Here is a 26,001-nt window from a genome sequence, read left to right as displayed (position 1 = left end):
TACTGAGTGGCGAATAGCCACGAAGTATCCTGTGAAATTTTAATTATTTGCTTTTCAAAAGTTTCGACGTTACACCGCGACGGATCTTGCCGGCGGCTCGCCCGAGAGCGTCAAACAAACGTTCTGGCATTGATTCTTCCAAATTCTTGTTTGGAACTCGGCGCTTTGAAATGGATACAGGCTTGTCCGCAGAATCAGCACGTTGTTCTTCAATTTTCCAGATGAAATCATCGGAGCGCGAAGGCATTGGATTCTGCACAACATCTTTCCCGACAGCTTGCAGATAAAGCCCACTCTTGTAGTTTCTGAGAAGAAATGCGTTCGGAGTGTTTACCCCAGCATCTTCAAGTTGGTACTTTTGGTGCGCTCCGCCATTATAGCCGTACGTTGAAGCCTTAATACCAGCCGCAGTGGATTCATTCGGGATATCGATTACACGGTTCCCGAGCTGAAAACGATACGTCACCGGTTTATCGCCCATTGAATAGATTTTGACAAAAGTCGCCGTATCGGCACAGTCCATAAGTTCAAGCGTATTCGAAGAAGTAATTCCCATGCACTTTTTTTCAGAAAGAGATTTTACCCTCCCCTGCATGTAGAACGCTTCCTTGAAAATGTCCTGATACATCGCGTTCACGATTTTCACGTGATTGATCAAATCCTGTTCGGAATGGACTTCACTCTTGTAATTGATGCCATACGGCCAAAAATGCTGGCTGTCGCCTTTGAGTACAGCATCCGGCCCATCAATTTCCTTGATGAGCTTTTGAGCCTTTTCGCCCTTGAAAACGCCCCCATCTATCATAGCCTTGTACTCTGATGTCGTACCCATGCCCATGGTATGCGCCATTTCGTGCATAGCGGTGCCTACGTACATATAATTGCGATCCTTGCCAAAACGCAGGTCTCCATTACTGCTAGCCTCGGCTGTGGGAACGCCCGTGCTATAATAAACTTCGATATGTTTAGAAAGGTCAGAATACTTATTGTACAAATAAACCGCCGAATCCATTGCGGCTTCGATTAGCGCATAAGCTTCGAGTTCATCTTGAGTCGGATTGGCAGATTTATTCAAATGGTATTCAACGTTGCCGGCAAAAGCGCTAGACAACGGAAGCAGGAAGGAAAAAATTCCTATAAAACTTGATTTTTTTAGAAAAAGATTCATAAAAAACCTTCCTATACACAATTTTAATCTACACTATTCCATATACATAAGCAAGTAAAAAAAGTTTTTTTGCGGATGCAAGAACTTTTTAATAAACCAGAATGTAATTTTAGCGCGGAATATCAATCATAGGAGAAGCCCCGATGAAGGCTAAAATATTCGCATGTTCTTTAACGCTCGCCCTCGCGGCCCTTACCGGTTGCTCAGGAAGCCAGAGCGGAATCAACCGTTCCCTTGGACAAGCCGATGCAACGCGCTCACTCGTCAACGAAAACAAGCTCGATGCAAGCATGACATCGAACTCGTATTCCAAGCTTGTCGCAGCTAAAGCCCTGAAAGAAGACGGAAAAATCGAAGAAGCCCAGGCGCTTGCAGAACAGAGCGAACTTGAAATGCGACTCGCCATAGCCAAATCCGAAAACGAAAAGGCTAAAAACGAAGACAAGAAACTCGAAGAATCTCTCCGTGCCGACGAAGAACGCAAGGTCCTGTACCAGAGCATTCTCGAAAAGGAAACCAAGAAGTAAGGAGCCGCAAAGATGAAGACGATTAAGATTTTGACTCTCGGCGCCCTCGCCGCTTCCATTAGCTTTGCAGCGGACGCCCCCACCGTCACCCCAGTTGACCAGTGCCGACTCGCTCTCGACAACGCCAAGACCAATTTGCCGTCCAACGCTTACGCCGCAAAGCTTACGCTTGCCGAAGGCTATGGCACGCTCAATGCTCTTGAAACGATTTATGCGGATGACGATGAATCCAAGCTGATTCCGACATTCTTGGAAAACTGCAAAAAGTATGCAGAAATTGCAAAGCTCCAGGGCGAAACCCAGGCTATCCAGAATCACATTGCCGAGAACTGGGAAAAGCGTGCCGCCACAAATCGCACTATCGAAGCTATCCAGGAACAGATTGGTGAAGCCCGTAGCGGTAAGGTCTCTGACCTCGAAGCCGAAAAACAGGCCATCAAGGCCCAGAAGGACAAGCTCGAAGCCAGCAAGAACGAAGCTATGGACAAGTTAAACGCCCTCCAGTCCCAGATGATCCAGGTGACAAAGGACGCTCGCGGTATCATCCTCTCGATGTCCGACATTTTGTTTGACGTGGGCCGTGCCACCTTGAAGACCGACCTCATGACAAGCCTTGCTAAGATTGCCGGTATCCTCTCCGTTTACCAGCAGTTTGACGTGTCCATTGAAGGAAACACCGACAACACCGGTTCCGAAGAATTCAACATGACGCTTTCTCAGCAGCGTGCTGAAAACGTGATGAAATTCCTCGTGGAACAGGGTATCGCAGAAACCCGCCTCACCGCTAAGGGCCTTGGCATGACCATGCCGATTGCGGACAACTCCACCAAGGAAGGTCGCCAAAAGAACCGCCGCGTGGACCTCGTGATCACAGACCGTACACAGAAAGTGAAGTAGTTCGGTAAACCGAATAATACAGGAGTCGCCCCGGCCTTAGGTCGGGGTCTCTTTTTAGCCTAAAATATTGAGTTTTTTTTCAAAAAAGAACTTTTAATTAGGCCTGATTTTTCTAAATTAAGGCACGTAACTTTTAAACCGGCGGCGCAAGTCGCCAATCAAAAACAAGAGGTAAAACAAATGGCAGTTTCTTACAAGGAACTCGGCTTGGTTAACACCAAGGAAATGTTTGCTAAGGCAGTTAAGGGTGGCTATGCTATCCCGGCTTTCAACTTCAACACCATGGAACAGATGCAGGCTATCGTGCAGGCCGCCGTTGAAACCAAGTCTCCGGTGATCATGCAGGTCTCTAAGGGTGCTCGTAACTACGCTAACGGCACCATCCTCCGCTACATGGCTCAGGGTGCTGTTGAATACGCCAAGGAACTCGGCTGCGCAAATCCGCAGATCGTGCTCCACCTCGACCACGGTGACTCTTTCGAACTCTGCAAGGACTGCATCGACAACGGTTTCTCTTCCGTGATGATCGACGGTTCTGCTCTTCCGTACGAAGACAACATCGCCCTCACCAAGAAGGTTGTTGAATACGCTCACGCTCACGACGTTACCGTCGAAGCTGAACTCGGTGTTCTCGCCGGTGTTGAAGACGAAGTTGCTTCTGAAGTTTCTCACTACACGAAGCCGGAAGAAGTGATCGACTTCGCTACCCGTACGGGCTGCGACTCCCTCGCTATCTCCATCGGTACTTCTCACGGTGCATACAAGTTCAAGCCGGAACAGTGCACTCGTAACGCTCAGGGCAAGCTCGTTCCGCCTCCTCTGGCATTCGACGTGCTCCACGCCATCGAACAGAAGCTCCCGGGCTTCCCGATCGTTCTCCACGGTTCTTCTTCTGTCCCGCAGGACGAAGTTGATACGATCAACGCTCACGGCGGTAAGCTCCCGGATGCAGTTGGTATTCCGGAAGAACAGCTCCGCGAAGCTTCTCGCTCTGCTGTCTGCAAGATCAACATCGACTCTGACAGCCGTCTCGCTATGACTGCCGCTATCCGTAAGTATTTCGACGAACATCCGGAACACTTCGACCCGCGCCAGTACCTCAAGCCGGCTCGTGAAAACATGAAGAAGATGTACATGCACAAGATCGTGGATGTGCTCGGCTCCAACGACAAGCTCTAATGAGACCGTTCGCGCCTAGAATCACATAGAAATATGTGAGTGGCGCTCACTCTCGCAAACGCCCTCGGTTAATACTGAGGGCTTTGTTGCTCACGGTAGTCTTTAATTTGCGACAAGCAAAAAGCTTAAAAACACCTCGGATTTTTCCGAGGTGTTTTTTATCTAGAACAAGTAGCCAATAGATGTTTCGACATGCCAAAACTTTTGTTTTAGGCGAGAATCTAAATACAAGATTGTGCCTGCAGAAACTTGATAATGTTCGGCAAATAAGTAAGAGGCTCCTAGATAGTTCATGAGAATCGGCGGGAAATCAAAAGACACCGAATGTCCATCCACATTATCGAATAACCGTGGATAAAAATATGTGAACGAATAAGTCAGTGCCAGATTTTTCAATGGGAAAACATTTAGATAACCTTCCAAAGCTCCTGTGATTTTCCATTCATGTTCCCACGAACCATCGTTCACATCGCCTAAATTTCCAACAAATGTATTTTCTTTTTTTATATAGCTTCCCTTCAAAGATTCCTTTTCATATGCAATACCAACATTAACAGCTATGCCGAATTCAAAAAAACGTTGCAAATGAGCAAAAGCAACATCGACATAAGGATAAGGATCCAAGCCAGCACCAAATTTAAACAAGTATGAGTTTATTTTTTCGAAATTTTCTACGGTTAGCGTAATCGGGAAACGAATTAGCCTATAACGAATATCTGCTGCATATTCATATTTGGGAGAACCATTTTCGAGAAAATTCGCTTCATTCGACAAACCAGACAAATTCATCGTTTCCTTGTCATAGGTACGAATTCCCATTTGAACTCGATTTACAACGGTATCTTTATCTATAAAAAATCCAAGTCCTTTATTGGGTGTTGGCATATATGCCTGCATCGAGCCCTCGTCTACTACAGCAAGCTTTGTCGAACAAGATGTCAAAAATAAAAGCAATAGAACAGATAGGAAACGATTCATATAAAGCAATATATAAAAACTAAAGACCTTAACTGGATTCTTCCGCCCTTCGGTTGTCAGAATGACATGCAAGGAAATCAAGCGTGAGGCCACTTGTGGACTCGCATTTGATGTATACCAACCACTAACGACTTTTTACTACATTTCTCTAGTCAAAACTCATACCTCAAAGGCGCTCTGCGCCGACCTCATCGCTCATGACCCATTGTCCTCATTGCGGCGCCGAATTGAAACAAGGCGCAACCTTCTGCCCCCACTGCGGGAGCGACAAGAACACCAGCTGGAAAGAAGGCGCTGAATACAGCGACCTCGAAACGCCCGACTACGAAGAAATCGTCGAAAATGAATTTGGCGAAAAGAAGAAAAAGACAAGCCCGCTTACGATTGTCGCTGTGGTGATTATCGTGCTTGCGTTTATGGCAGCGATGGTTCTTTAAGCGTTTCTTCCAAGCTCTTGAGACTTGCTTCTGCTGCAGTAAAGTCATAATCGTCAATCTGATTATGCAATTTCTGCAAAATTGTTTCCTGTTCCTGCGAGAACATGATTTTATCGAGTGTATCGAGAATTCGCTTGCAGGCCGTAAGCGAACAAGATTCCACAGCAGGCTTGAGTTCTTCAACTGCATGAGTGAGCTTACTTATCGCTTCAGGATCCACATGCTTGATGATTACAGAGGCGTTTGACTGTTCCGATGCAATGTTTTGCATGACAATCTTAAGGTCATCCATAAGGTCTTCAAGCGCACTTTCAAATGCATGGAATTCGCTATGATTCAGTTCCTTCTTAAGGAGTGAATTTTCAAGCATCACGCCAAGCGTCTGCACGTGGTATGAACCTATCGTTCCACAAAGTCCCTTTATCGTATGGACAATGCGAGTTGATTCATCAAAATCTGCACTTTCAAACGCTTTTTTAAGATTAACCGCTTCACCGCTATAGTCACGAACAAAACCTTGTATAATCTTGAAGTACAAATTCTTGTTGTCATTTGCATGGTAAAGTCCTGCAGCAGCATCAAAATTGCGGACTTTTTGGAACATGGCAACAATGCTGTCATCGGCATTTGACGGTGTTGTTGCAGGCTCATTTTCGCTTGGTGCTATCGGCATTTTATCGGCAACCGGCAAATACTTTGCAAGTTCGGCATAAAGCATCATCGGATCAATAGGCTTGGCGATATAAGAGTTCATCCCAGCTTTGAGGCAATCGTCGCGGTCTTTTTGGAATGCTTTGGCACTCATGGCGATGATCGGAACATTCTTGAAATACTCATCGGAGCGGTTGCGGATTGCCCTTGTGGCATCAAGACCGTTCATCACAGGCATTTGGATATCCATTAACACTAAATCAAATGCATTGATTTTAAGTAACTCAAGAGCCTTTTTCCCGTTGGGCGCAACCATCGTTGCTAAACCGACACTGTTTAAAAGCGATACAGCCAATTCCTGGTTCATCTCGTTGTCTTCGACAAGGAGAATTTTCGCTTCTTTGAAGAATATCTTATTCTTTTCGGGCTTAGGAGCCTTTTGATATGTCAGTTTTTCATCAACCGCTTCCTGCATGGCGCTAAGCAGGGAACTGATTTGCAGAGGCTTTGCGACGCAACTGTTGAAACCGATTTCGGTTGCCAGGTGGTAATTATGTTCATCAAAGTGGATGGGGTGCATGAGAATTTTTGGAATTTTTCTCATATTGGCAGGGAGGCCTTGCACAAAGTCAAAGCCATTCATCAGCGGCATCTGGTAATCGACAATAAAGAGATCGTACGGAGTCTCCCCCGCTTCTTCGTGCGCCTGTATCAAGTCAAGCGCTTCGTCCACAGAAGCAGCCTCTTCAACAACGCAGCGCAGCTTTGTCAAATAATGCCTCAAGACACTACGTAAGCGTTCGCAATCATCCACGAGCAAAACATTCTTGTTGCGGAATGTTGAAACAGACTTCCATTTCGGTACGGTCGACTGTGGCGCCATCGCAAGCGTAATCGTGAAGAAAAACTTCGAACCCTTGCCATACTCGCTTTCCACCTGAAGCTCGCCACCCATAAGTTCCACGAGAGACTTGGAAATCACAAGCCCCAGTCCGGTGCCACCATACTTACGCGTAATGGAACCGTCAGCCTGCGTAAACGCATTGAACAAGTGGTGTAGCTGATCGGTGGTCATGCCAATACCCGTATCAATGACGCTAAACGAAAGTTTTATGTTGTTTCCAATAACCTGTTCTTGCTTAATCTGAAGCGTTATGCTACCACTTTCCGTAAACTTGGTCGCATTGTTGATGAGGTTTGTGAAAATCTGCGAAAGACGTAACGGGTCACCCATCAAGACTTCCGGAATTTCAGGGTCGATATCAACAATCAACTCAATCGGACGACCTGCAATACGCACTTCGGCAAGGGCAGCCACTTCGCCAATGATATCTTGCAGCACAAGCTGCGTGATTTCAAGGTCTTGCTTGTTGGCTTCAATTTTCGAGAAATCAAGAATGTTGTTTATAATGCCGAGCAAAGATGTTGCTGCATGGCTAATGCGTTCGATAAATCCGAGTTGGCGTTCGTCTAGTTTTGTCTCTTGAATCAGGTGGGCCATGCCGATAATGGCATTCATCGGTGTGCGGATTTCATGGCTCATGTTCGCCAAAAATTCGCTCTTTGCCTGTGTTGCATGTTCTGCAATTTCTCGGGCTGCAACAACTTCCGAAATATCAATCATTGAGAGCATATAACCGACAACGGATTCCTGAACCTTGAGTGTGCAAGCTTCACCACGGAACCACGTATCAGTATGCGTATTGAGCGTCTGGAGCATGAACGTATCTTTCCAGACGCCCTGCTCGTCAAAAGTCTTTTTAAGAGCTACAACAACATCTTCGGGCATGCCGCATTTAGGCATGTTCTCAAGAGGTTGCCCCATCACATCTTTCCAGTCCACAACAAGGTAATCCGTCAATTGCTTGGACATGTACTTGACTTTGCGATTCTTGTCAAAAATCACGAGAATTGAATTACCCGCAGAAAGCATGATGGTGTCGAGAATCGTATCCTTCTGGATGCCACTCGTTTCATCGGAAATGAGGAACAAATAACGGATGGAACCATCGTCTTCAACGAGGAACTGGAAGATTACTTTCCACCAGGCATCTTCACCTGTACAGCTACGAACTGGAATAATAATCTGGCGTTCGCTGGCGTGCATTTCGCCGCCCTTCGAGACTTTGTAGACAAACTTTTTAAACTGTTCCGAATGGAAAAACTTCCAAAGGATTTCTCCACGAATGTCATTGCCATTGTTAAAGAACTCCGCAATGTAGGCGCTGGCATGGAGAATATCAAACGTGTCGTTCGTCAGGATGATTCTAAAGTTATCGCTCCCCAAAAGTGTTTCAAACATCGTACTGGAACTGACGCTTTCATTCAAGTCTTTTTGAATAAAGAACTTGAAAAGGAACCGCACAATAAGCCACGTAAGGAATATCAGTGCCGCAACAATAAGCGAGACGACCAAAATAATCGCATTCAGATTTTCCTGGACTTTTGCAACTACTTTATTCTTCTGAATCACGTGAACCGCATAAAACGGGGCATTCTTCAGAGGCATCACCAAAAATATCAGCTTGCGATTTTCAACATCGGTCTTTTCAAAACGCGTTACATTTTCAAGAGACAGGTTATCAAACTGGATGTCGTCCTGCACCAAGTGCAAAAGTCCTGCAACCGTATCTACAACAATCTTATGGAGGCTCGTCTCATACGGGAAATACGTGAAAAGGCTATCGTTCTCAGAACCAACCAGCATTGTAATTCCGCCTTCGGCTTTCGCAAAATCACCCATCAGCTGGCGGACTTTCTGCAAGTCGATATCTTCAGCGACGGCCCCCATAAAGTTCCGACTTTTATCCCACAACGGATAAGAATAAGTGAGAACGCGTTTTTTCGCCTTTTCGTTGATTTCCGGCCCTGTAATAGCAAGCCCTTTGCGCCTCGAAGCTTCTAGATACCAAGTCTTTGTACGGAATTCCTTTTTGCCTTCATCAAGCTTAAAGTCGCTGGCTGAAATATATTTGCCATTTCTATTGCCGTAATAGACATCGACTATATACGAAGATGACTGCTGTTGCTTTTTTAAAGCTTTCTTAATTTCCGATTCTTTCGTATGCTGAAGAATCTGCGGAAGCGGTTTAAACTGCTTTTCAAATTTTTCAAAAAAAAGTTCCAAGTCCTGAACGGTCTTGTCCTGGAATTTGGATTCTGAAGAACTATACGAAGAGGTAATTAAAGTGGATTTTAAAAAGTTCGAGAACACGACCACCAACACGATGGTAAAGACAAGCATCGGTATGGTATAAACGAGCGAAATGCGCCAGCTGAGGTGGCGCTTTTTTTCATTTATAGGACTTGGTGTCAATCCTTACATTCCTCAGAAGAAGAAGTGTCTTTGAACCGTTCGTAAATTTCGGGCAATTGGTCTGCTATGGCGAGGAACGCATCGACAACGTCGGGGTCAAACTGCGTCCCACGGCCCTTGACAATTTCTTTGACAGCGACCTCATGCGGGTATGGTTCTTTATACGGGCGTTTCGAGACAAGGGCATCGTAAACATCGGCAACCGCCATGATGCGGGCTCCAATCGGAATATCGTCGTGTTTCTTGTGGTTTGGGTAACCGTCACCGTTCCAATGTTCATGGTGACCGAGAGCCATTTCTGCAGCTATACGCACCATCGGGCTATCATGAAGTTCCTTGGTCGCTTCCTGCAAAACATCGTAACCCATCTGCGGGTGCTGCATCATGATTTCACGTTCGTCTTGCGTGAGCGTTCCCGGCTTGCGCAAGATACGGTCGTGAATGCCAACCTTGCCTATATCATGGAGCGGGGCGGCAGTCGCCAAATTTTCAATGTATTCCGGTGTAATCGTTTCGGTGAACTTTGAATTCTTACGAAGCTCTTCTGCAAGGCGCTGAACAATAATCTGCGTACGCTTGATGTGCTCCCCCGTTTCGGGATCACGGTATTCGGCAAGCGAACCAAGACTCGTAAGCATGACCTTAAGCGTCCTGCGGAGGTCCGCCGTCTTTTCATCGACAAGATCGTGCAAGTGGTCGCGCTGGAGCTTTAGCTGGAGCTGGTTCTTGATGCGGAGCGTCACGAGTGCTGGGTTGAACGGCTTAGTGATATAATCAACAGCACCGAGATCTAATCCAATCTGTTCGCTCTTGCTATCAGCCTTGGCCGTCAAGAAAATCACAGGAATACCCTGAAGGATATTCTTCTCGCGCATGATCCTCAATGTCTCGTAACCATCCATTTCCGGCATCATCACATCAAGCAAAATCAAGTCCGGGCGGATCTTTTCGGTGAGCTCAATAGCTTTTTTCCCATTAAGTGCAACACAAACGTCGTAATCGTTCGATAGAATCCCCTCCAACACGTCAATATTCGTCTTGGTATCATCAACAACTAAAATTTTTAAACGAGTGCGATCCATATTCATAATATACGTTAAATAATCTAAATATTACAACTCATTTTATTACACCATAGAACATAAAATAGTCTTATTTTTCTCTATGGATTATTTCTCAAAGGTTCCACACCATGATTTAGTGATTTTCGTCATAGCAGAAAGTATATTAGGAGTATAAATTTGGAGTTTTTATGAAAAATCGTTTGGGATGGACCAAAGTACTCTTTACTAGCGCATTTCTGGCTAGCACAGTTCAAGCCGATGAAATTGTCGATATCACTCCGTTCTATCGGGCAGTCGATAGCGTGGCCCTTGGCAACATAATCAACGACCTTTATAATGATCTTACCCTCCCCGACACGATAAAGTTGGGCGGGGAATCCTTTGCAATCACCTGGGAAAGCAGCGATACGCTGTTCCTCACCCATGATGGACACATTAATGGTCGTTTTGTCGGCGAAAACAAAGAAGTCACGCTCACGGCGACCGTGCAAGACTATTTGAGCGATAAAAAACAAGTTGTAAAGAACAAGGTTTCCATCCACGGATTTGAACCATACTCCAACTACCTCTTTGCATATTTTCCAGCCAACGACAACGAAAACATCTATTACGCCCTCAGTAACGACGGATACAACTTCACCCCGATGAATAACGGCAAGCGCGTCGTGGCCGCCGACTCCGTGAGTATCAAAAAAGGCCTCCGTGATCCGCATGTGCTACGTGCGCCTGATGGCTGGTTCTACATGGTCAATACCGACATGAAGAGCGCCGAAGGATGGGCTAGTAACCGTGGCATGGTGCTGATGAAGTCCCGCGACCTCATCAACTGGAAGCACAGTACAGTGCATTTCCCGGACAAGTACAAAGGAAAAAACTTTGCAAACGTCACCCGCGTGTGGGCTCCCGAAACCATCTGGGACGCAAATTATGTGAACAAGGACGGGAGCAAAGGCAGGCCACTCGTTTATTACTCGCTGTTGACAAATGACGGGACGATTCCTTACGACAAGGTGTTTTTCAACTACGCCAACGAAGACTTTACCGACCTCGAAGGCGACCCGATTCATTTCTTTGACCGCGGCAAATCGACCATTGATATGGATATTGTCTATAATCCTATAGACAAGCTTTATCACGCATTTTACAAGAACGAAGGCGATGGCGGCATCTGCAAGGTGCAGGCAAGGACTCTCACCTCCGAAAATGGGACTAAGGGGCCAACGTGGTACAACAGAAGCGGCGCTTTGCAGCAAACAACCGAAGCGGTCGAAGGTGCAGGAGTGTTCAAGCTCATCAACCAAAATTCCTGGGTCTTGATGTACGACTGCTACGTGAATGGGCATTACCAGTTCACGTCTAGCTCGGACCTCAATACATTCAAATTCGTGCAGAACACCAAGACAAGCGGCGCATTCACGCCACGTCATGGCACAATCCTCCCGATTACCGCACAAGAAACAGCAGCACTCATGAAAGTTTTCCCCACGCCAGATTTCGAGCCAAAGGTGATTGAAATTCCGGATTCGATTGGCGTCTGCGATGGCAAGAAAGTCGTGGGGCCATGCAGCCCGACAAAGATTATCCCGTACGTAAAAGTTGGCGATGACGGTTGGAAAGAAACAACCGATTTGAATGTCGCCAAGGGCGCAACAGTGCAACTTGGCCCGCACCCGTGGGATGGCAAAATTTGGAGCTGGGAAGGTCCAGACGGATTCAAATCTACCACTCGCGAAAACACGCTTAAGAATCTGGACGGCACCAAGAGCGGCTATTACACAGTGACGTACACAAACGAAACAGGCTGCAAGAGCGTTGCTAAAATCAAGATTGTCGTAGATGATCCGGATCACCCGTATGAAGAACAGCCTCCGGTAAGCATTGGTAATCGCGGAACGCGCGAAAGCCGCAAGGATTTACGTTTGAACCGCAACCCCATTTATTTCGATTTGCTCGGCAACAGACTTTCTGGCAAGCCGCGCAACGGAATGTTCGTAGTAAAATAGTCGTTAGTCACTGGTTATTAGTCATTAGTTAAAGAATCACGGCAGAGTCGCCTAACAGAAACCAAAGACCATTGACTAAATGCTATTGACCAATCTATTAAGCTTTATAAAAGCATTCACGGGGTCGGCGTAATTCCAGACGCCACCGAGCGAAGCGACGCCAGCGGACGACAACTTCTTGAAATCGTCAATCGTATCCGTATCGACGCCTCCCCATAAAATGAGGGAGGCTTTTGCATTTATGCTTAAAGAAGTTCCAAGCGTTTCAACAGGTTCAATCGCCGAAAGCGGTTGCATAATCGGGCCAACGAGAGCGCCTGCCACCCATTCCGGGAGCTTTTCGGCTTCTTCCGCGTTTTTGCAAAGGGCGACACAGTTGATGCGTTTCCAGCTTTCAGGGACCTCGCCCATGAAACTTTTTGCATCGCAGACGCAACCGCGAACATCAAGCTCTTCAGCCATGTCAGGCGTTCCACGCACCCAGATGCGGTCGCGCAATTCCATCGGGAGACCTAGCAGCCAACGGTCGTAATCGTTGAAAGTCGCACGAGCATTCCCTCCTCGCCCACGCTTATCGAGAATCAAACGGGTTAAACCACGGCGAAACATTTCTTCGATATCGTCATGTTCTGCAGCAAAATCATCAGGACAAGTAAATAGCCAAAATCGCATTTTTATTTCCTCACACATCTGACGGAGAGGGCAAATTCTTCGTAAGTTTCATCGTACGATACGCTAGAGCAGTCTTTTTCGAGCATTACAGTGCGGGCGTAATTTGCACGGACCTCATCGGTTGTCCAAAAGTAGGCGTATTCGTCAAAATAATTATAGTACTCCAAGAAATGGTAACCGCCACCGATTTCCGAAATAAATTCCAGCGCCATCAAGGAATCGGCGGCAAAATCAAAACCGCCTACAGCTTCAATCAAGCTATCAAAATCAGATTTTGATGGGATTTTCCAACCTTCCGGGCAAGCGACCATCGCTACATTCCAGGCGTAAAGTCTCCCCTGCTTTTCGCAATACTCTGCGCTGTCGTTATAGCAAGACGTTCTTTTGTAAAGCGAGTCCGAAGCATCAAAATAATTCAAGTTTTGAGCCATCCAGACTTGGCCACCTATTTCAATGGTCTTGTAGCTTTGCGAATCGCGAGCGTCAACGAAAATGCCTGCGCGAGAATCCTCGTCCGCAGCGCCCACCGAAGAATCCGAACACGCCCAAAACGCGATTGCAAAAAAGACTGAAACGAAAGCCCCTAAAAAATCTCTCATACTAATAAAAAAGATAACTAATTACATTAAACTAATACACTAATCAAAAAATCTCGTAACAAGAAATAGCGTCAGCCAAGGCTATTCCTTCGCAGTAGCGTGCAAAACGAGAGTCGCGGGCGACAGCTTGCTGGCGAACATGACCGAGTGAAGCCGCTGACGCCGTCGGCGTCAACTCCGAGCTGGGGCCCCGCCCGCATAATATTCTTTTTTAACTTTTTTCAAAAGGGCTTTGGGCGGTAAGCCCTACAAAATTTTTGTATATTTGCGTGCGAATTGACGATTTGATGATCAAACCGCCACGGTTAATAACGAGGCACTCGATGGATTTGAAAATACTCCCTCAGCCAGACGATGTTACGTGCGGACCGACTAGCCTACACGCTGTTTACTCTTATCTTGGCTATAACATTCCCCTTAAAAAGCTCATTTCCGAAATTGAATTTTTGGAAGAAGGTGGCACGCTAGGCGTTTTCCTTGGCATTGACGCGCTCAAGCGTGGTTTCAAGGCTACTATTTATTCTTACAATCTCAAGATTTTTGACCCGACGTGGAGCAAACTCAAGATGCCCGAGCTCCGCGAAAAGCTGGTCGCTTTGCACAAAGCAAAGCACGCCCCCAAGCTCAAAAAGGCAATTGACGCCTATATCCGATTCATTGACCTTGGCGGAACCGTCGCTACGGCAGACCTCCGCGCAAGCATGTTCGAAAGCTATTTCAAGCGAGGCATTCCGGTGCTTTGCGGCCTCAGTGCCACATACCTTTACCGTTCTCCCCGCGAATACACAAACGAAAAAGACCAGTCCGTCTTTGACGATATCCACGGCGAGCCGATGGGGCATTTCGTAGTGCTTTACGGACTCGATGAAAAGAAGCAGTTCATGGTTGCAGACCCGGATTGTACAAACCCGATGGCAAACGGTCCTTATTATAAAGTTGACAAGTTCCGTCTGATTCACAGCATTTTGCTGGGTGTCATGACGTACGATGGAAACATCCTGGTTGTGGAGAAAAAGTAATGAAAGCTCCGGCACTGATGATTACCTGCGAACATGCGAGCAACGCTGTGCCGGATTTCGTCCTGCGCGCTCTCCGCGATTCCAAGATTCCCGATGACGTTCTCGCCTCCCACCGCGCTTACGACATTGGTGCATATAAAGTATTTTCAAATCTTGTAAAACGATTAAAGCCCGACTTCCATTGCTCTAGTCGGTTCTCGAGACTCGTGGTCGACATGAACCGCAGTGCGACCAACAAGACGTTCTTTTCGGAGTACACCGTCGGATTACCAAGCTCTGTAAAATCGCACATGATGAGTCTTTGGGAAAAATACCGTGAGAAAATTGAAAACTTTGTCGCGAGTGAAATTCCTGCGAGAGCGCGCAAAAATGAGAAAAATGCACCTAAGGAAGCGCCGCTCAAGGTCATCCACCTCGGTATTCATAGCTTTACGCCTATATTAAATGGTATCGAGCGCGATGCCGATGTCGGGATTCTCTATGACCCGAGCCGACCTGCCGAAGTAAAAATTGCGCAAACGCTCATCCAGAACATCCACGAACGCGCCCCGTGGCTTAAAATCCGCAAGAATTACCCGTATTTGGGCAAGTCCGATGGCCTTACGACCACGCTTCGCCAAAAATTCGGCCCAAGCTACGCGGGACTTGAAATCGAGATTAACCAAAAGCTGCTTAATTTTTAAACTTTTTTCAAAAATTGGTTGTCCGTTTTGGGTAATCTTATTTAATTTTATGCGTGGATTTTTGCCCTTCTTGCGTGTAATGCACGCCGAAGGTGTATATGATCAGATTTTTTACGAAAAAACCTAAAAACGGAGATATCCATGGCAAAAAAGATGATTGCGTGTGACGGTAACGAAGCCACCGCTAACGTTGCATTTGCGGTTAGCGAAGTCGCTGCAATTTACCCGATTACACCGTCTAGTCCTATGGCTGAGCACGCCGACAACTGGAGTGCTGCAGGCAAGAAGAATATTTGGGGACAGGTTCCCCGCGTGTTTGAAATGCAGTCCGAAGGTGGCGCTGCCGGTACCGTTCACGGTGCTTTGCAGGCCGGTGCTTTGACCACGACCTTCACCGCATCTCAGGGTCTTCTCTTGATGATCCCGAACATGTACAAGATTGCGGGCGAACTGACCCCCACGGTCTTCCACGTCACTGCACGTGCTCTTGCTATGCAGGGCCTTTCCATTTTCGGTGACCACTCCGACGTTATGGCTTGCCGCCAGACGGGTTTTGCAATGCTCGCCTCCAGCTGCGTACAGGAATGCCAGGACCTCGCTCTCGTGGCCCACGCTTCTACGCTCGAAAGCCGCGTTCCGTTTATGCACTTCTTCGACGGTTTCCGTACCTCTCACGAAGTGATGAAGATTGAAGCTCTCGAAGACGGCGTTATCCGTAACGTCATCGACGAAAAGTATGTGAAGGCATGCCGCGAACGCTGCCTCACACCGGACCGCCCGACTATGCGCGGTACCGCCCAGAACCCGGACGTTTACTTCCAGGGTCGTGAAACCGTGAACCCGTTCTATGCAAAGGTTCCGGAAATTGTCCAGAAGTACATGGACAAGGTTGCTAGCTACACTGGCCGTCAGTACCACATCGTGGACTACGTCGGTGCACCCGACGCCGAACGCGTGATCATTTCCATGGGTTCTTCGACCTGCACCATCGGTGACACCGTCAAGTACCTCAACGGGAAGGGCGAAAAGGTCGGTCTCGTCAACATCCGCCTCTACCGTCCGTTCCCGATGGAAGCCGTGGTTGCAGCCCTCCCGAAGACTGTCAAGAAGATTGCTGTCCTCGACCGCTGCAAGGAACCGGGTTCCGCAGGCGAACCGCTCTTCCAGGATGCCCTTACCGCTATTTCCGAAGCAGTGATGGCTGGCAAGATGGCTATGCCGAAGATGATCGGCGGCCGCTACGGTCTTTCCTCCAAGGAATTCACGCCGGCTATGGTCAAGGCCATCTTCGACGAACTCTCCAAGGCAGAACCGAAGGCACGCTTCACAGTCGGTATCAACGACGACGTTTGCCACACGAGCCTCACCATTGACCCGAACTTCAAGCTCGAAAGCGACTTCTTCCAGGCTATGTTCTTCGGTCTCGGTTCCGACGGTACCGTGGGTGCAAACAAGAACTCCATTAAGATTATCGGTAACGAAACCGACAACTACGCTCAGGGCTACTTCGTTTACGACTCCAAGAAGTCTGGCTCCATGACCACCTCTCACCTCCGCTTTGGTAAGAGCATCATCGACGCCCCGTACCTGATTGGCGAAAACGAAGCTGACTTTGTTGCTTGCCACCATACTCCGCATCTCGAATCCATCGACATGCTCAAGTATGCCAAGGTCGGTGCAACGTTCCTCGTGAACACCCCGCACTCCGCTGACACTGTTTGGGATACCTTCCCGCGTCCGGTTCAGGAAGCCATTATCAAGAAGCACCTCAAGGTGTTCGTCATCGACGCTTATGCTGTTGCTGCTAAGACCGGCATGGGCCGTCGCATCAACACTGTGATGCAGACCTGCTTCTTCTCTAAGCTCGGTAACGTTCTCGATGCAGAAACCGCTATCAAGTATATCAAGAAGTACGCCGAAAAGACCTACGCCAAGAAGGGTATGGAAGTCGTCCAGAAGAACTGGGACGCTATCGATGCTTCTCTTGCTAACCTCTTCGAAGTCAAGGTTCCGGCTGCTGTCACCAGCACAAAGGAATTCCGCGCTCCGATCCACGGCAACGCTCCGAAGTTCGTGAACGAAGTCACCGCAGAAATCATCAAGGGCAACGGCGAACTCCTCCCCGTCTCCAAGATGCCTTGCGACGGTGTGTTCCCGACCGGTACCACCAAGTACGAAAAGCGCGACCTCGCCCTCAACATCCCGTCCTGGAATCCGGACGCTTGCGTGCAGTGCGGCAAGTGCGCCATGGTCTGCCCGCATGCAGCCATCCGTATGAAGGTTGTGGACGAATCCGCCGTGAAGAACGCTCCGGAAGGCTTCAAGTTCACTCCGGCCAAGGGCTTCAAGCTCGAAGGCTCCGAAAAGCCGGTATTTGCAATTTCCGTGTCCAGCTACGACTGTACGGGTTGCGGCGTTTGTACGCAGGCCTGTATCGGTAAGGACAAGACCGACGCTACCAAGAAGGCCATCAACATGGTGCCGCAGGAACCCATCAAGGTTCAGCAAGGCAAGTGCTGGGACTTCTTCGTCGACCTCCCGGAATTCGACCGTACCAAGGTCAACAAGAATCTCGTCAAGCAGGCCATGCTCCTCGAACCGTTGTTCGAATTCTCCGGCTCTTGCGCAGGCTGCGGCGAAACCGCTTACGTGCGTCTCGTTTCTCAGCTCTTCGGTGACCGCATGGTTGTCGCTAACGCTACGGGTTGCTCCTCCATTTACGGCGGTAACCTCCCGACCACTCCGTGGGCCAAGAACAAGGAAGGCCGCGGCCCGGCTTGGGCAAACAGCCTGTTCGAAGACAACGCAGAATTCGGTCTCGGTATGCGCCTCGCTATCACGAAGCATGCCAAGCAGGCTTTGAGCCTCCTTGAAGCCGTGAACGTTCCTGCAGAACTCAAGGAAAAGCTCACGACCCAGAAGCAGGACGACGAAGCCGGCATCAAGGCTCAGCGTGAAAACGTTGCCGCCCTTAAGGCAGCCCTCGCCGGTGCAACCGACGATGCATCCGTCAGCCTCCGCGACGAATTCGCCGACTACCTCGTGAAGAAGTCCGTGTGGATCTTCGGTGGTGACGGTTGGGCATACGACATCGGTTACGGTGGTCTCGACCACGTCATGGCAACTGGTGAAAACGTGAACATCTGCGTCCTTGATACCGAAGTGTACTCCAACACCGGTGGACAGGCCTCCAAGGCCACGAACCGTGGCGCAGTCGCCCTCTTCGCTGCCGCTGGTAAGCGCGCTGGCAAGAAGGACCTCGGCCTTATCGCCATGAGCTACAAGAACGTTTACGTGGGCCGAATCGCCCTCGGTGCAAACGACGCTCAGGCCCTGAAGGTTCTCCAGGAAGCAGAAGCACACAATGGTCCGTCTCTGATCATCTGCTACTGCCCCTGCATCAACCACGGTTTCGATCTCAACAGCCAGCTTCAGCACCAGAAGATGGCCGTGGATTCCGGTTACTGGACTCTGCTCCGTTACAACCCGGCTCTCGCCGCCGAAGGCAAGGCTCCCCTTGTTCTCGACTCCAAGAAGCCGACGATCCCGGTTGCAGAATACATCTACACCGAAAACCGCTACAAGCAGCTCACCCGTAATAATCCGGAAGTGGCTAGAAAGCTCGCCGACGACCTCCAGAAGGAAGTGGACGCCCGCTACGCATTCTATGACGCCATGTCTAAGGATACGGAAGGGTTGATTAGTCTGTAATCGGTTAACGATTAATTAAAATGAGCGACAAGAGAAATCTTGCCGCTCGTTTTTTGTTGTATATGTCATTCTTTGACATTTAACGATTATATATTTGTCTATATGGATACGAATGAAATTCTTAAAAAACTGGACAATTTGCTGGGATTAGAGCAAAAATTTAAAGAATCGCACCCAAATTGGAGTTATTCTGATATTTTGGAGTTTCGCAAGGCAAATGGGTGGCCCATTGTCAACGAATTGCAGACACCCTTAGGTGTATTAACTGTATTGGATGAAACAGGAACTAAAATTCCTTTTCTTATATCATACAGTTATTGGTTTTTATATCGCGAAAATGAGGAAAGAAAGCGATTTAAAAATGTCCTAGACAATGTCACAGCAATGCTAATGATAAGCTTAGATGCGAACGATCTTAAAGAACGTAAAATATACAGAGTACATCTTTCAGGCGAAGAAATAAAAATTGAAGATAGCGACGAGTATGCAGAATGCTATACGAAGGTTAAAGACAACATGATTCTAGCATTACAACAACCTATTGTAAATGATTTCGACCATTGGGATAAAGATTCGTTAGTGAATTTTAACTTTGAAGATGAAAATTGGAAGGAATCTCGGCGATATATAACTATATATGACGATCATGGGTTTTATTTTATTTTAAAAGATAAAACAATTCCCGTCGAATTCGATATAGCTTGGATGAATATGGAAGGAATTGGAACATACGATTGTGAGGACGTGTTATCTTATTATTTAATATTCCCTCAGTGGATGTATTATTACTGACACCAGTCCTAATTCATCCATGTTCATTGCACAAGCCCACTTTCCACTTTTGTATTTCATCCTCTTGGTCCCAAAAACTTATCACCATTCAAGTGAATCATATGCTCCGGCATATCTGCAATCCAGACTTCAGTATCCCAAGCCAAATCTGCAGCAAACTTTTTGTATGTTCCGAAATCAAGGAACGCAGTAACAAAAATCTTCCCCGCCTTAACATTCTTGGTTAAATTACCAAGTTCAACAAGTCTTTTCGGATCCATCGGACCAACGGATGTTACAGCCTCGACAAAATAGAGCCAATCCTTCTTCTCATCGTAGAAAACAACATCAGGCATTTTGTCATGCAGAGTAATTGCAAAGCCCAGTTTCTTTAGAGTCTCAACATCCTTCACCAAATCTTTTTCTGTCGTATCGCCCACATATAGGCATTTGGCATTCGGAGCGAATCTCGGAGCAAAATCTTCAACAATAGCCTTTTGCAGTTTATTATGCTTACCCGGTGAAAGCGTCAACTGCAAACCATTTACAGAAAGAGCTTGTTTTTGCTTGTCTTTTTTCGAAGAATAAATACTTTTGAGCGACTCGTGCTTCTTTAAGAATCCCTTTACGGATTCTTCAGACCCTTTGTTCTTTAGCACAGTCAAAAATTCGGCTGTCAAGCGATAGCGGTAATTAGGACTGTTGGTCGCCAGGCCATTATCCTCGACAAAAGCGGCTGTCCTAAAATGATGCAACGCATTTTTACGGACTGTTTCACGAGTGTTTTCGGCATAGGGTGTTTCACGATAGAACATGTTGATGTAGCTCATCATATCGTGAATACGAATCCATTCATTCTGTGCGCATTCCCATTTGCTCTTTGGGTAGATTTTTGCCATGACCAGTAACACATAACAGCACAAGTCATTTTGCTGTTTCTCGGGAACGCCTAGCGCAATCAAAATATTACGAATTTTATCAACATTGCTCATGCGCAGGCCTCCTGAAGGATTTCATCACAGTTTTTTTCCGAAAAATCTTTGCTCTTTATAAGCATTCGACCCATTTCTTGAATCTGAAGCAAGTTCGGAATAGGCATAGAGTTTACTTCTGTTGAATTGACCTGGGTTGAGCCATTCAGAATTCTGTAATAGGAGTCATAAATGGTCGAATTGAACAGAACATACAGCCCATAAACAGTGCACTCAGAAAGTTCTTCTTCGCCATCAATGAAGTTAATCTTATTTTGCGTGCTTATGAATTGATATCCAGGAAATTTCCGCTTTAGGTAGATTCCGCTCTGGAGTCTCCGTCTTTCTTCCTTGGAAGTAAAACGTTTTACAAAAAGATAATTTCTATTCTTTTGCAAAAGGCTCTGCTTTTCGTTGGATACGAATTCATGTTCAATTCCTGCCGGGAAAGAAACTCTACCTTCCTTGATATGACGGCTATAGAAAAGTGGAACATTGCTTTCAGATTTTTCCGATTCAAGTAATTCAGGAACTCGGAAATCGACAACCAACCCTGTTTTCATCTTCATTCCCAAGCTTGGCAAGGTATTTTCAAAAGATCCTATTTTCTTCAGAACTTCGAGATTATCCTTGTTTGCTGGCAAATAAACGTAGTTGGTCAAAGGAGACACAACAGTATCATACGGTGCATCGAAATGAGAAATTCTGCTGAAATCGCCATTTCCGTTCGTTGTCGAAATCACGACTTTTGACGGATGTTTTTTTTGCTTTTTTAGTTTGAAAATCATCGTTTCTTGCAGAACAGATTCCTTGTCAAATACATCCGTTCGACTTTCAAACAAATGGATTCTTTCTAACGAGGTGTTTCCAATTAGGTATTTTCTGAAATTTTCGAAATAGGCTCCAGAGGTCCAAGACCGAGGCGTGATATAAACCATTTGCCCATTTTCTTTCAGGTTGAATATTCCCATAGAGGCAAACAAGAAATACAAATTGGGAGCTCCATGACAAACAACCGGCATTGCCAAAGCTTCAGGAGCATCCTTGGAAATCTTTTTATACGGAGGATTTCCGATAACCAAGTCATATTTTTTACACTCTTGTGCAAACAGGTTCCCATTGAAGGAATCCCTTTGAGAAATAATGTAATTATCTTCAATGACCTTAAATGAAAAATTCTTGTACTTTTTTTTCACCAAGTCTAAATTTGACTTAAGCAAAGGCAAGACATGAGGGTCGTTTTCATAGCAGACGACTTCTACTTTTATCGAAGAGTCCTGTTTCAAAATTCTTTCTGCTATAGAAATTGCCAAAATTCCTGACCCGGCGCCAGCATCTAGAATAGAGACACTTTTATTTAAGCCAGACAGGTCAAACAAAGAAGCCATGAAACATGCAGTTTCAGCACTCGTAAAAAATTGCCCGTATTCTTTCCTAAGAGACTTGGGCATTTGAGCAATGAATTCATTGGTCTTTTGGCAAATCGTTTCCAGCATAGCCTAAAAATACATAAATAAAATGGCACAAAATGACAAAAATAGGGAAAAAATGCATTTCATTTTGAGCATTCGCGTTAGGGATAGTGACCCCTTGGGGCGGAGACTTGCGGAGTGACCGAAGGGAACACAGCAAGGCTCCGTTTTAGGAGGCGGGTGGCAAGCGAAGCGAAGGCAGCCGCCCCTAAAATATAGCCCGACCGCACATATATGTGCGGGAACGCCCAAAAGATATCGTTTACGGTGGTCTCGACCACGCTGTGAGCCGTAGGCGACTCGTCATAACGAGTCGTCGAAGGCGAGAGTGAGCGCCGACCGGAGTGTCTTACAAGAGTCTAGCGCGAACGGTCATCATAGGGCCACGGGCGAAAACGTGAACATCTGCGTCCTCGACACCGAAGTGTACTCCAACACCGGTGGACAGGCTTCCAAGGCCACGAACCGTGGCGCAGTCGCCCTCTTCGCTGCCGCTGGTAAGCGCGCTGGCAAGAAGGACCTCGGCCTTATCGCCATGAGCTACAAGAACGTTTACGTGGGCCGTATCGCCCTCGGTGCAAACGACGCTCAGGCCCTGAAGGTTCTCCAGGAAGCAGAAGCTCACAATGGTCCGTCGCTGATCATCTGCTACTGCCCCTGCATCAACCACGGTTTCGATCTCAACAGCCAGCTTCAGCACCAGAAGATGGCCGTGGATTCCGGTTACTGGACTCTGCTCCGCTACAACCCGGCTCTCGCCGCCGAAGGAAAGGCTCCGCTTATCCTCGACTCCAAGAAGCCGACGATTCCGGTTGCAGAATACATCTACACCGAAAACCGCTACAAGCAGCTCACCCGTAACAATCCGGAAGTGGCCAAGAAGCTCGCCGACGACCTCCAGAAGGAAGTCGATGCACGCTATGCCTTCTATGACGCCATGTCTAAGGATACGGAAGGGCTGATTAGCCTCTAATCGGAACATGTCATGCCCGACTTGATCGGGCATCTCCCTTATAAAACGCCCCGTCACCAAAAGTGGCGGGGTGTTTTGTTTTTTATGGACTGAAACAGCTCCATCGTATCATAGCCGTATCATAGAAAATTAATTTATAAAAAACATAATTTATTGCAAAAATTGCATTCAAAAGATGTATATTAACGTATACAGACCAAAACAAAGGAGGAAAAATGCGTAAGCATGTGGTTTTGGGAATGGTTGCATTGGGTACAGCTATAGCCACATCGGCATCAGAATCAACACCTTACGATTTAATTCGACCTGTCTATCCGCTCAAATGGGATAATGACGCGTTTGACAAGTTCGAACTAGCAAATACAGAAAATACGGGCTTATTGCCCAAGGAAAAAAAGCCTGAATCTTACAAGGCGAACGCCTTTATTCCAGATTCGCTAGACCAGGCTTATTACGATGCGCTAAACACGCATATTTCGCCTATCCGAGTCAATCAGGCGGGGTACCTGACATCGGACACGGAACGGCAATTCTACTATATCGGCGAAGCCACTAAATTCGAAATTGTCGATGCAGATGGCAATTCGCTCTCCCCTGCTGTCACAGGTGACTTAACGTCAAAGACAACAGAAGTCTCATCAGACTGGACAATTAAAGCTCAAACGAATGCTCTTACTTTAAGCCGCGATCGCTATACGGTTTCTTTTGCGGGGTCCACAGGCGTTCTCAAAGCGGGAAAAATACCACAAAGCGTCCCAACTGACAAACGCCTTCGCATTAAAATCGGCGATGAAATCTCGAGTACATTCATCGTAAGCGACAAAGTCTATTCCATGGTGCGTGACGCAAGCCTAAAATTCTTTGGCATCCAGCGTAGCGGGGAATCCGAATCCTGGTTCCACGACAAGAGCCACACCAAAGATGGCAGCGGTAAATTCACGTACGACGACGAGGAAGTTTCCGAGTTCACTCCGCAGGAAGGCGCTCTGCAAGGCGGCTGGTACGATTGCGGAGACCATCTCAAGGAATCGATGACCATGTCGTATGCGTTCATGAGTCTTGCCATCATGGCCGCAACAAACGAATCCAAGGACAAAGACCATTACGCCTATAATCAAAGTGAAACCGTAAATACAGACGGCATTCCGGATATTCTCCGCGAAGCAAAGCATGGCGCGGACTTCTTTATCCGATCCTACAACTTCGCCAACGGCATCATCGACAACATGGTCGTATCCGTCGGTAACTTCGGCGCTGATCATGGCTATTGGGGCAAGCCCGAAGAACAGGATACTTTGTCCGCAATTCGTCGAGGAAACGCAAGCGAGCGCGATTTGCGCTTGGGAGAACTTGGTTCCAACATCTCTGGCATGATTGCAGCAGGCCTTGCCATTATGGGTAAGCAATATGCCGTTTACGACAAAGCATACGCCGAAACCTGCTTAAAAATTGCCGAAGAAATGTACGACTTTGCGAAGTCTCTTGCCCAAGGAAAATCATCCTATGGCGACGGCAAATTGTTCAAATACAATAAGCGCGCAGCAAGTTGGTCCACTCCCGCCTACAACGGCAACAATGAGTTCTATGACGACTTAGCTCTCGCCTCTGTCGCTCTCCTGTATGCTACAGGCAAGACGGTATATGCCGACGATGCACTCCGCTCCAAAGACTTGGTCGCAGACCAACAACTCGGAAACGGTGCAGGATTTTTTGAAGGAGGCTGGTTTGCCACAAATGACAAGGGATTCTTCAAAAACGCAAAGAACACCAGCTGGGCCAATTCCTACGCTTTTGCAACGTACGCCTTGTATAAGCTGATTCTTGCTGATAAGACCAAAGCGACAACGGAATACGGACTTAGCGAAACGGAATGGCTCAACGCTATCGAAGACTGCATTGCGGACATGATTGCAAATCTTGGCGATGTATCGCAAGACGACGGAACCGCTTCTATCAGCCTGCTTCCCGACGCAATCGGCTGGAAACAGGGTATCGTTAAATACGATGCCAATTGGTTCAATATGCAAACGGATCTAGCCTGGCAGTATAATGCTTACCAAGCTGGCAATATTTTTGAAGTCCTTGCTTATGCCGATGTCGCCGCTGACCTCGAAAAGAAAAACTTGACACTCCCCAATTTGGGTGCTGTTTCGTGGAAATCGAGTGAAATGTGGCAGCTCGGAATTAACCAGTTGAACTACATGCTGGGAGTCAATCCCTGGGATATCTCGTTTGTCTACGGTGTAGGAGACAAGAACGATGCTCACCCGTTCCACCGTGCCTCGAACCCGGAAGGCCGAAACATGGAAAACACCAAGGATTACAAATACCGAGTCCCGGTCGGCGCGTTGTATGGCGGAACGGCCCCCCAAGCCAAGAGTGCTATCATACCGCAAAATACAAGTGTCGAAGACTACTACATTTCCGAAGCTTGCCTTGCTGGTTCTGCAACACTGATGGCCGCAACAACCATAGTATCAAGCCCAGCCGAAGAAGGTTCTGGACAAACCGTCGGAATCAAGAAAACGACTAAACCGCTCAAAAGCGCAACAATTGACCAGAATGCCGTATCCCTCATGATTCATGCCTCAGGCAACGGCCAAAAATTGATCCAGGTATTTGACTTGCTCGGCAATACAGTCTATAAAGCAAACTTCAACAGTGAAAACTTGAGTGTTCCGTATAGCGCCATGCGCCACAAGGGAGCATTACAGGTTAGAGTCTTTAACGGGGGTAAAGTAGCAGCAACAAAGACAATAATCCTAAAATAAAATCAATCCAACATACTCCTATGGGGCATACTCCGCCAAACACCTCGGCGGGGTATGTTTTTTTTAACAAAAATTCAAAAATTTAAGGTTTTTTGCAAAAAAAAAAGTATTTTATGGACGGCTATTACATAATTGAATT

General features: G+C 47.1%; 19 protein-coding genes. 11 read left to right on the top strand and 8 right to left on the bottom strand.

Features of this window, described 5'->3' with window-relative positions:
* Positions 1-43: 43 nt before the first annotated feature.
* Positions 44-1,168, bottom strand: coding sequence for an RICIN domain-containing protein (locus tag FSU_RS15805; protein WP_015732450.1), 1,125 nt, complete (start codon positions 1,166-1,168; stop codon positions 44-46).
* Between the two features lie 143 nt (positions 1,169-1,311).
* Here FSU_RS15805 and FSU_RS00735 point away from each other — a divergent pair, with 143 nt between their 5' ends.
* The 3 genes from FSU_RS00735 (at position 1,312) to FSU_RS00725 (ending at position 3,771) form a co-directional block, all read left to right on the top strand.
* A complete protein-coding gene (locus tag FSU_RS00735; RefSeq protein ID WP_015732449.1) occupies positions 1,312-1,695 on the top strand; it encodes a hypothetical protein in 384 nt (127 codons plus the stop codon).
* A 12-nt stretch (positions 1,696-1,707) separates the two neighbouring features.
* The gene (locus tag FSU_RS00730; protein WP_015732448.1) at positions 1,708-2,592 is read left to right on the top strand and encodes an OmpA family protein; all 885 of its coding nucleotides are present in this window, start codon (positions 1,708-1,710) and stop codon (positions 2,590-2,592) included.
* A 180-nt stretch (positions 2,593-2,772) separates the two neighbouring features.
* Positions 2,773-3,771 (top strand): class II fructose-bisphosphate aldolase, encoded by a 999-nt coding sequence (locus FSU_RS00725; RefSeq protein ID WP_014544999.1) that lies wholly within the window; start codon positions 2,773-2,775, stop codon positions 3,769-3,771.
* 162 nt (positions 3,772-3,933) lie between these two features.
* Here the strand turns inward: FSU_RS00725 and FSU_RS00720 are convergent, their stop codons facing one another.
* Positions 3,934-4,668, bottom strand: coding sequence for a hypothetical protein (locus tag FSU_RS00720; protein WP_015732447.1), 735 nt, complete (start codon positions 4,666-4,668; stop codon positions 3,934-3,936).
* Between the two features lie 278 nt (positions 4,669-4,946).
* Between FSU_RS00720 and FSU_RS00715 the strand changes: the two genes are divergently transcribed.
* Complete coding sequence (locus FSU_RS00715; protein ID WP_014544997.1) at positions 4,947-5,186, top strand: zinc-ribbon domain-containing protein; 240 nt, start codon at positions 4,947-4,949, stop codon at positions 5,184-5,186.
* On the opposite strand, the gene FSU_RS00710 is transcribed toward FSU_RS00715, so the two are convergent.
* Positions 5,164-9,153, bottom strand: a complete 3,990-nt coding sequence (locus tag FSU_RS00710; RefSeq protein WP_014544996.1) for a hybrid sensor histidine kinase/response regulator — start codon at positions 9,151-9,153, stop codon at positions 5,164-5,166. The genes FSU_RS00715 and FSU_RS00710 overlap by 23 nt on opposite strands.
* The gene (locus FSU_RS00705; RefSeq protein ID WP_014544995.1) at positions 9,150-10,235 is read right to left on the bottom strand and encodes an HD-GYP domain-containing protein; all 1,086 of its coding nucleotides are present in this window, start codon (positions 10,233-10,235) and stop codon (positions 9,150-9,152) included. Before FSU_RS00705 ends, FSU_RS00710 begins: the two co-directional genes overlap by 4 nt.
* Before the next feature lie 170 nt (positions 10,236-10,405).
* Between FSU_RS00705 and FSU_RS00700 the strand changes: the two genes are divergently transcribed.
* Positions 10,406-12,220, top strand: a complete 1,815-nt coding sequence (locus tag FSU_RS00700) for a glycoside hydrolase family 43 protein (RefSeq protein ID WP_014544994.1) — start codon at positions 10,406-10,408, stop codon at positions 12,218-12,220.
* A gap of 75 nt (positions 12,221-12,295) precedes the next feature.
* Here FSU_RS00700 and FSU_RS00695 read toward each other — a convergent pair whose 3' ends face one another.
* Together FSU_RS00695 and FSU_RS00690 are read right to left on the bottom strand one after the other, a co-directional pair.
* On the bottom strand, positions 12,296-12,892 hold the full coding sequence (locus tag FSU_RS00695) for a hypothetical protein (RefSeq protein WP_014544993.1): 597 nt from the start codon (positions 12,890-12,892) through the stop codon (positions 12,296-12,298).
* A gap of 2 nt (positions 12,893-12,894) precedes the next feature.
* Positions 12,895-13,491, bottom strand: coding sequence for an FISUMP domain-containing protein (locus tag FSU_RS00690; protein WP_014544992.1), 597 nt, complete (start codon positions 13,489-13,491; stop codon positions 12,895-12,897).
* 323 nt (positions 13,492-13,814) lie between these two features.
* On the opposite strand from FSU_RS00690, the gene FSU_RS00685 reads away from it, so the two are divergent.
* The 4 genes from FSU_RS00685 to FSU_RS00670 all read left to right on the top strand — a co-directional run bounded on the left by FSU_RS00685 (position 13,815) and on the right by FSU_RS00670 (position 19,696).
* The gene (locus FSU_RS00685; protein ID WP_015732445.1) at positions 13,815-14,510 is read left to right on the top strand and encodes a hypothetical protein; all 696 of its coding nucleotides are present in this window, start codon (positions 13,815-13,817) and stop codon (positions 14,508-14,510) included.
* Entirely contained in the window at positions 14,510-15,193 is a 684-nt protein-coding gene (locus tag FSU_RS00680) for an N-formylglutamate amidohydrolase (RefSeq protein WP_015732444.1), read from the top strand. The genes FSU_RS00685 and FSU_RS00680 overlap by 1 nt, the downstream gene beginning before the upstream one ends.
* A gap of 141 nt (positions 15,194-15,334) precedes the next feature.
* Positions 15,335-18,904 (top strand): pyruvate:ferredoxin (flavodoxin) oxidoreductase, encoded by a 3,570-nt coding sequence (gene nifJ, locus FSU_RS00675; RefSeq protein ID WP_014544989.1) that lies wholly within the window; start codon positions 15,335-15,337, stop codon positions 18,902-18,904.
* Positions 18,905-19,006: 102 nt separating this feature from the next.
* Complete coding sequence (locus FSU_RS00670) at positions 19,007-19,696, top strand: hypothetical protein (protein WP_015732443.1); 690 nt, start codon at positions 19,007-19,009, stop codon at positions 19,694-19,696.
* A 56-nt stretch (positions 19,697-19,752) separates the two neighbouring features.
* Here the strand turns inward: FSU_RS00670 and FSU_RS00665 are convergent, their stop codons facing one another.
* Positions 19,753-20,667, bottom strand: coding sequence for a BsuBI/PstI family type II restriction endonuclease (locus FSU_RS00665; RefSeq protein ID WP_014544987.1), 915 nt, complete (start codon positions 20,665-20,667; stop codon positions 19,753-19,755).
* Positions 20,664-22,142 (bottom strand): Eco57I restriction-modification methylase domain-containing protein, encoded by a 1,479-nt coding sequence (locus FSU_RS00660; protein WP_014544986.1) that lies wholly within the window; start codon positions 22,140-22,142, stop codon positions 20,664-20,666. Before FSU_RS00660 ends, FSU_RS00665 begins: the two co-directional genes overlap by 4 nt.
* A 373-nt stretch (positions 22,143-22,515) precedes the next feature.
* On the opposite strand from FSU_RS00660, the gene FSU_RS00655 reads away from it, so the two are divergent.
* Positions 22,516-23,091, top strand: a complete 576-nt coding sequence (locus FSU_RS00655) for a thiamine pyrophosphate-dependent enzyme (protein ID WP_041260313.1) — start codon at positions 22,516-22,518, stop codon at positions 23,089-23,091.
* Positions 23,092-23,306: 215 nt separating this feature from the next.
* A complete protein-coding gene (locus FSU_RS00650) occupies positions 23,307-25,862 on the top strand; it encodes a glycoside hydrolase family 9 protein (RefSeq protein WP_015732442.1) in 2,556 nt (851 codons plus the stop codon).
* Positions 25,863-26,001: the final 139 nt, after the last annotated feature.

This window comes from Fibrobacter succinogenes subsp. succinogenes S85 (genome assembly GCF_000146505.1).
Taxonomy (GTDB): Bacteria; Fibrobacterota; Fibrobacteria; order Fibrobacterales; family Fibrobacteraceae; genus Fibrobacter; species Fibrobacter succinogenes.
This window is presented reverse-complemented; position numbering and strand designations above follow the sequence as displayed.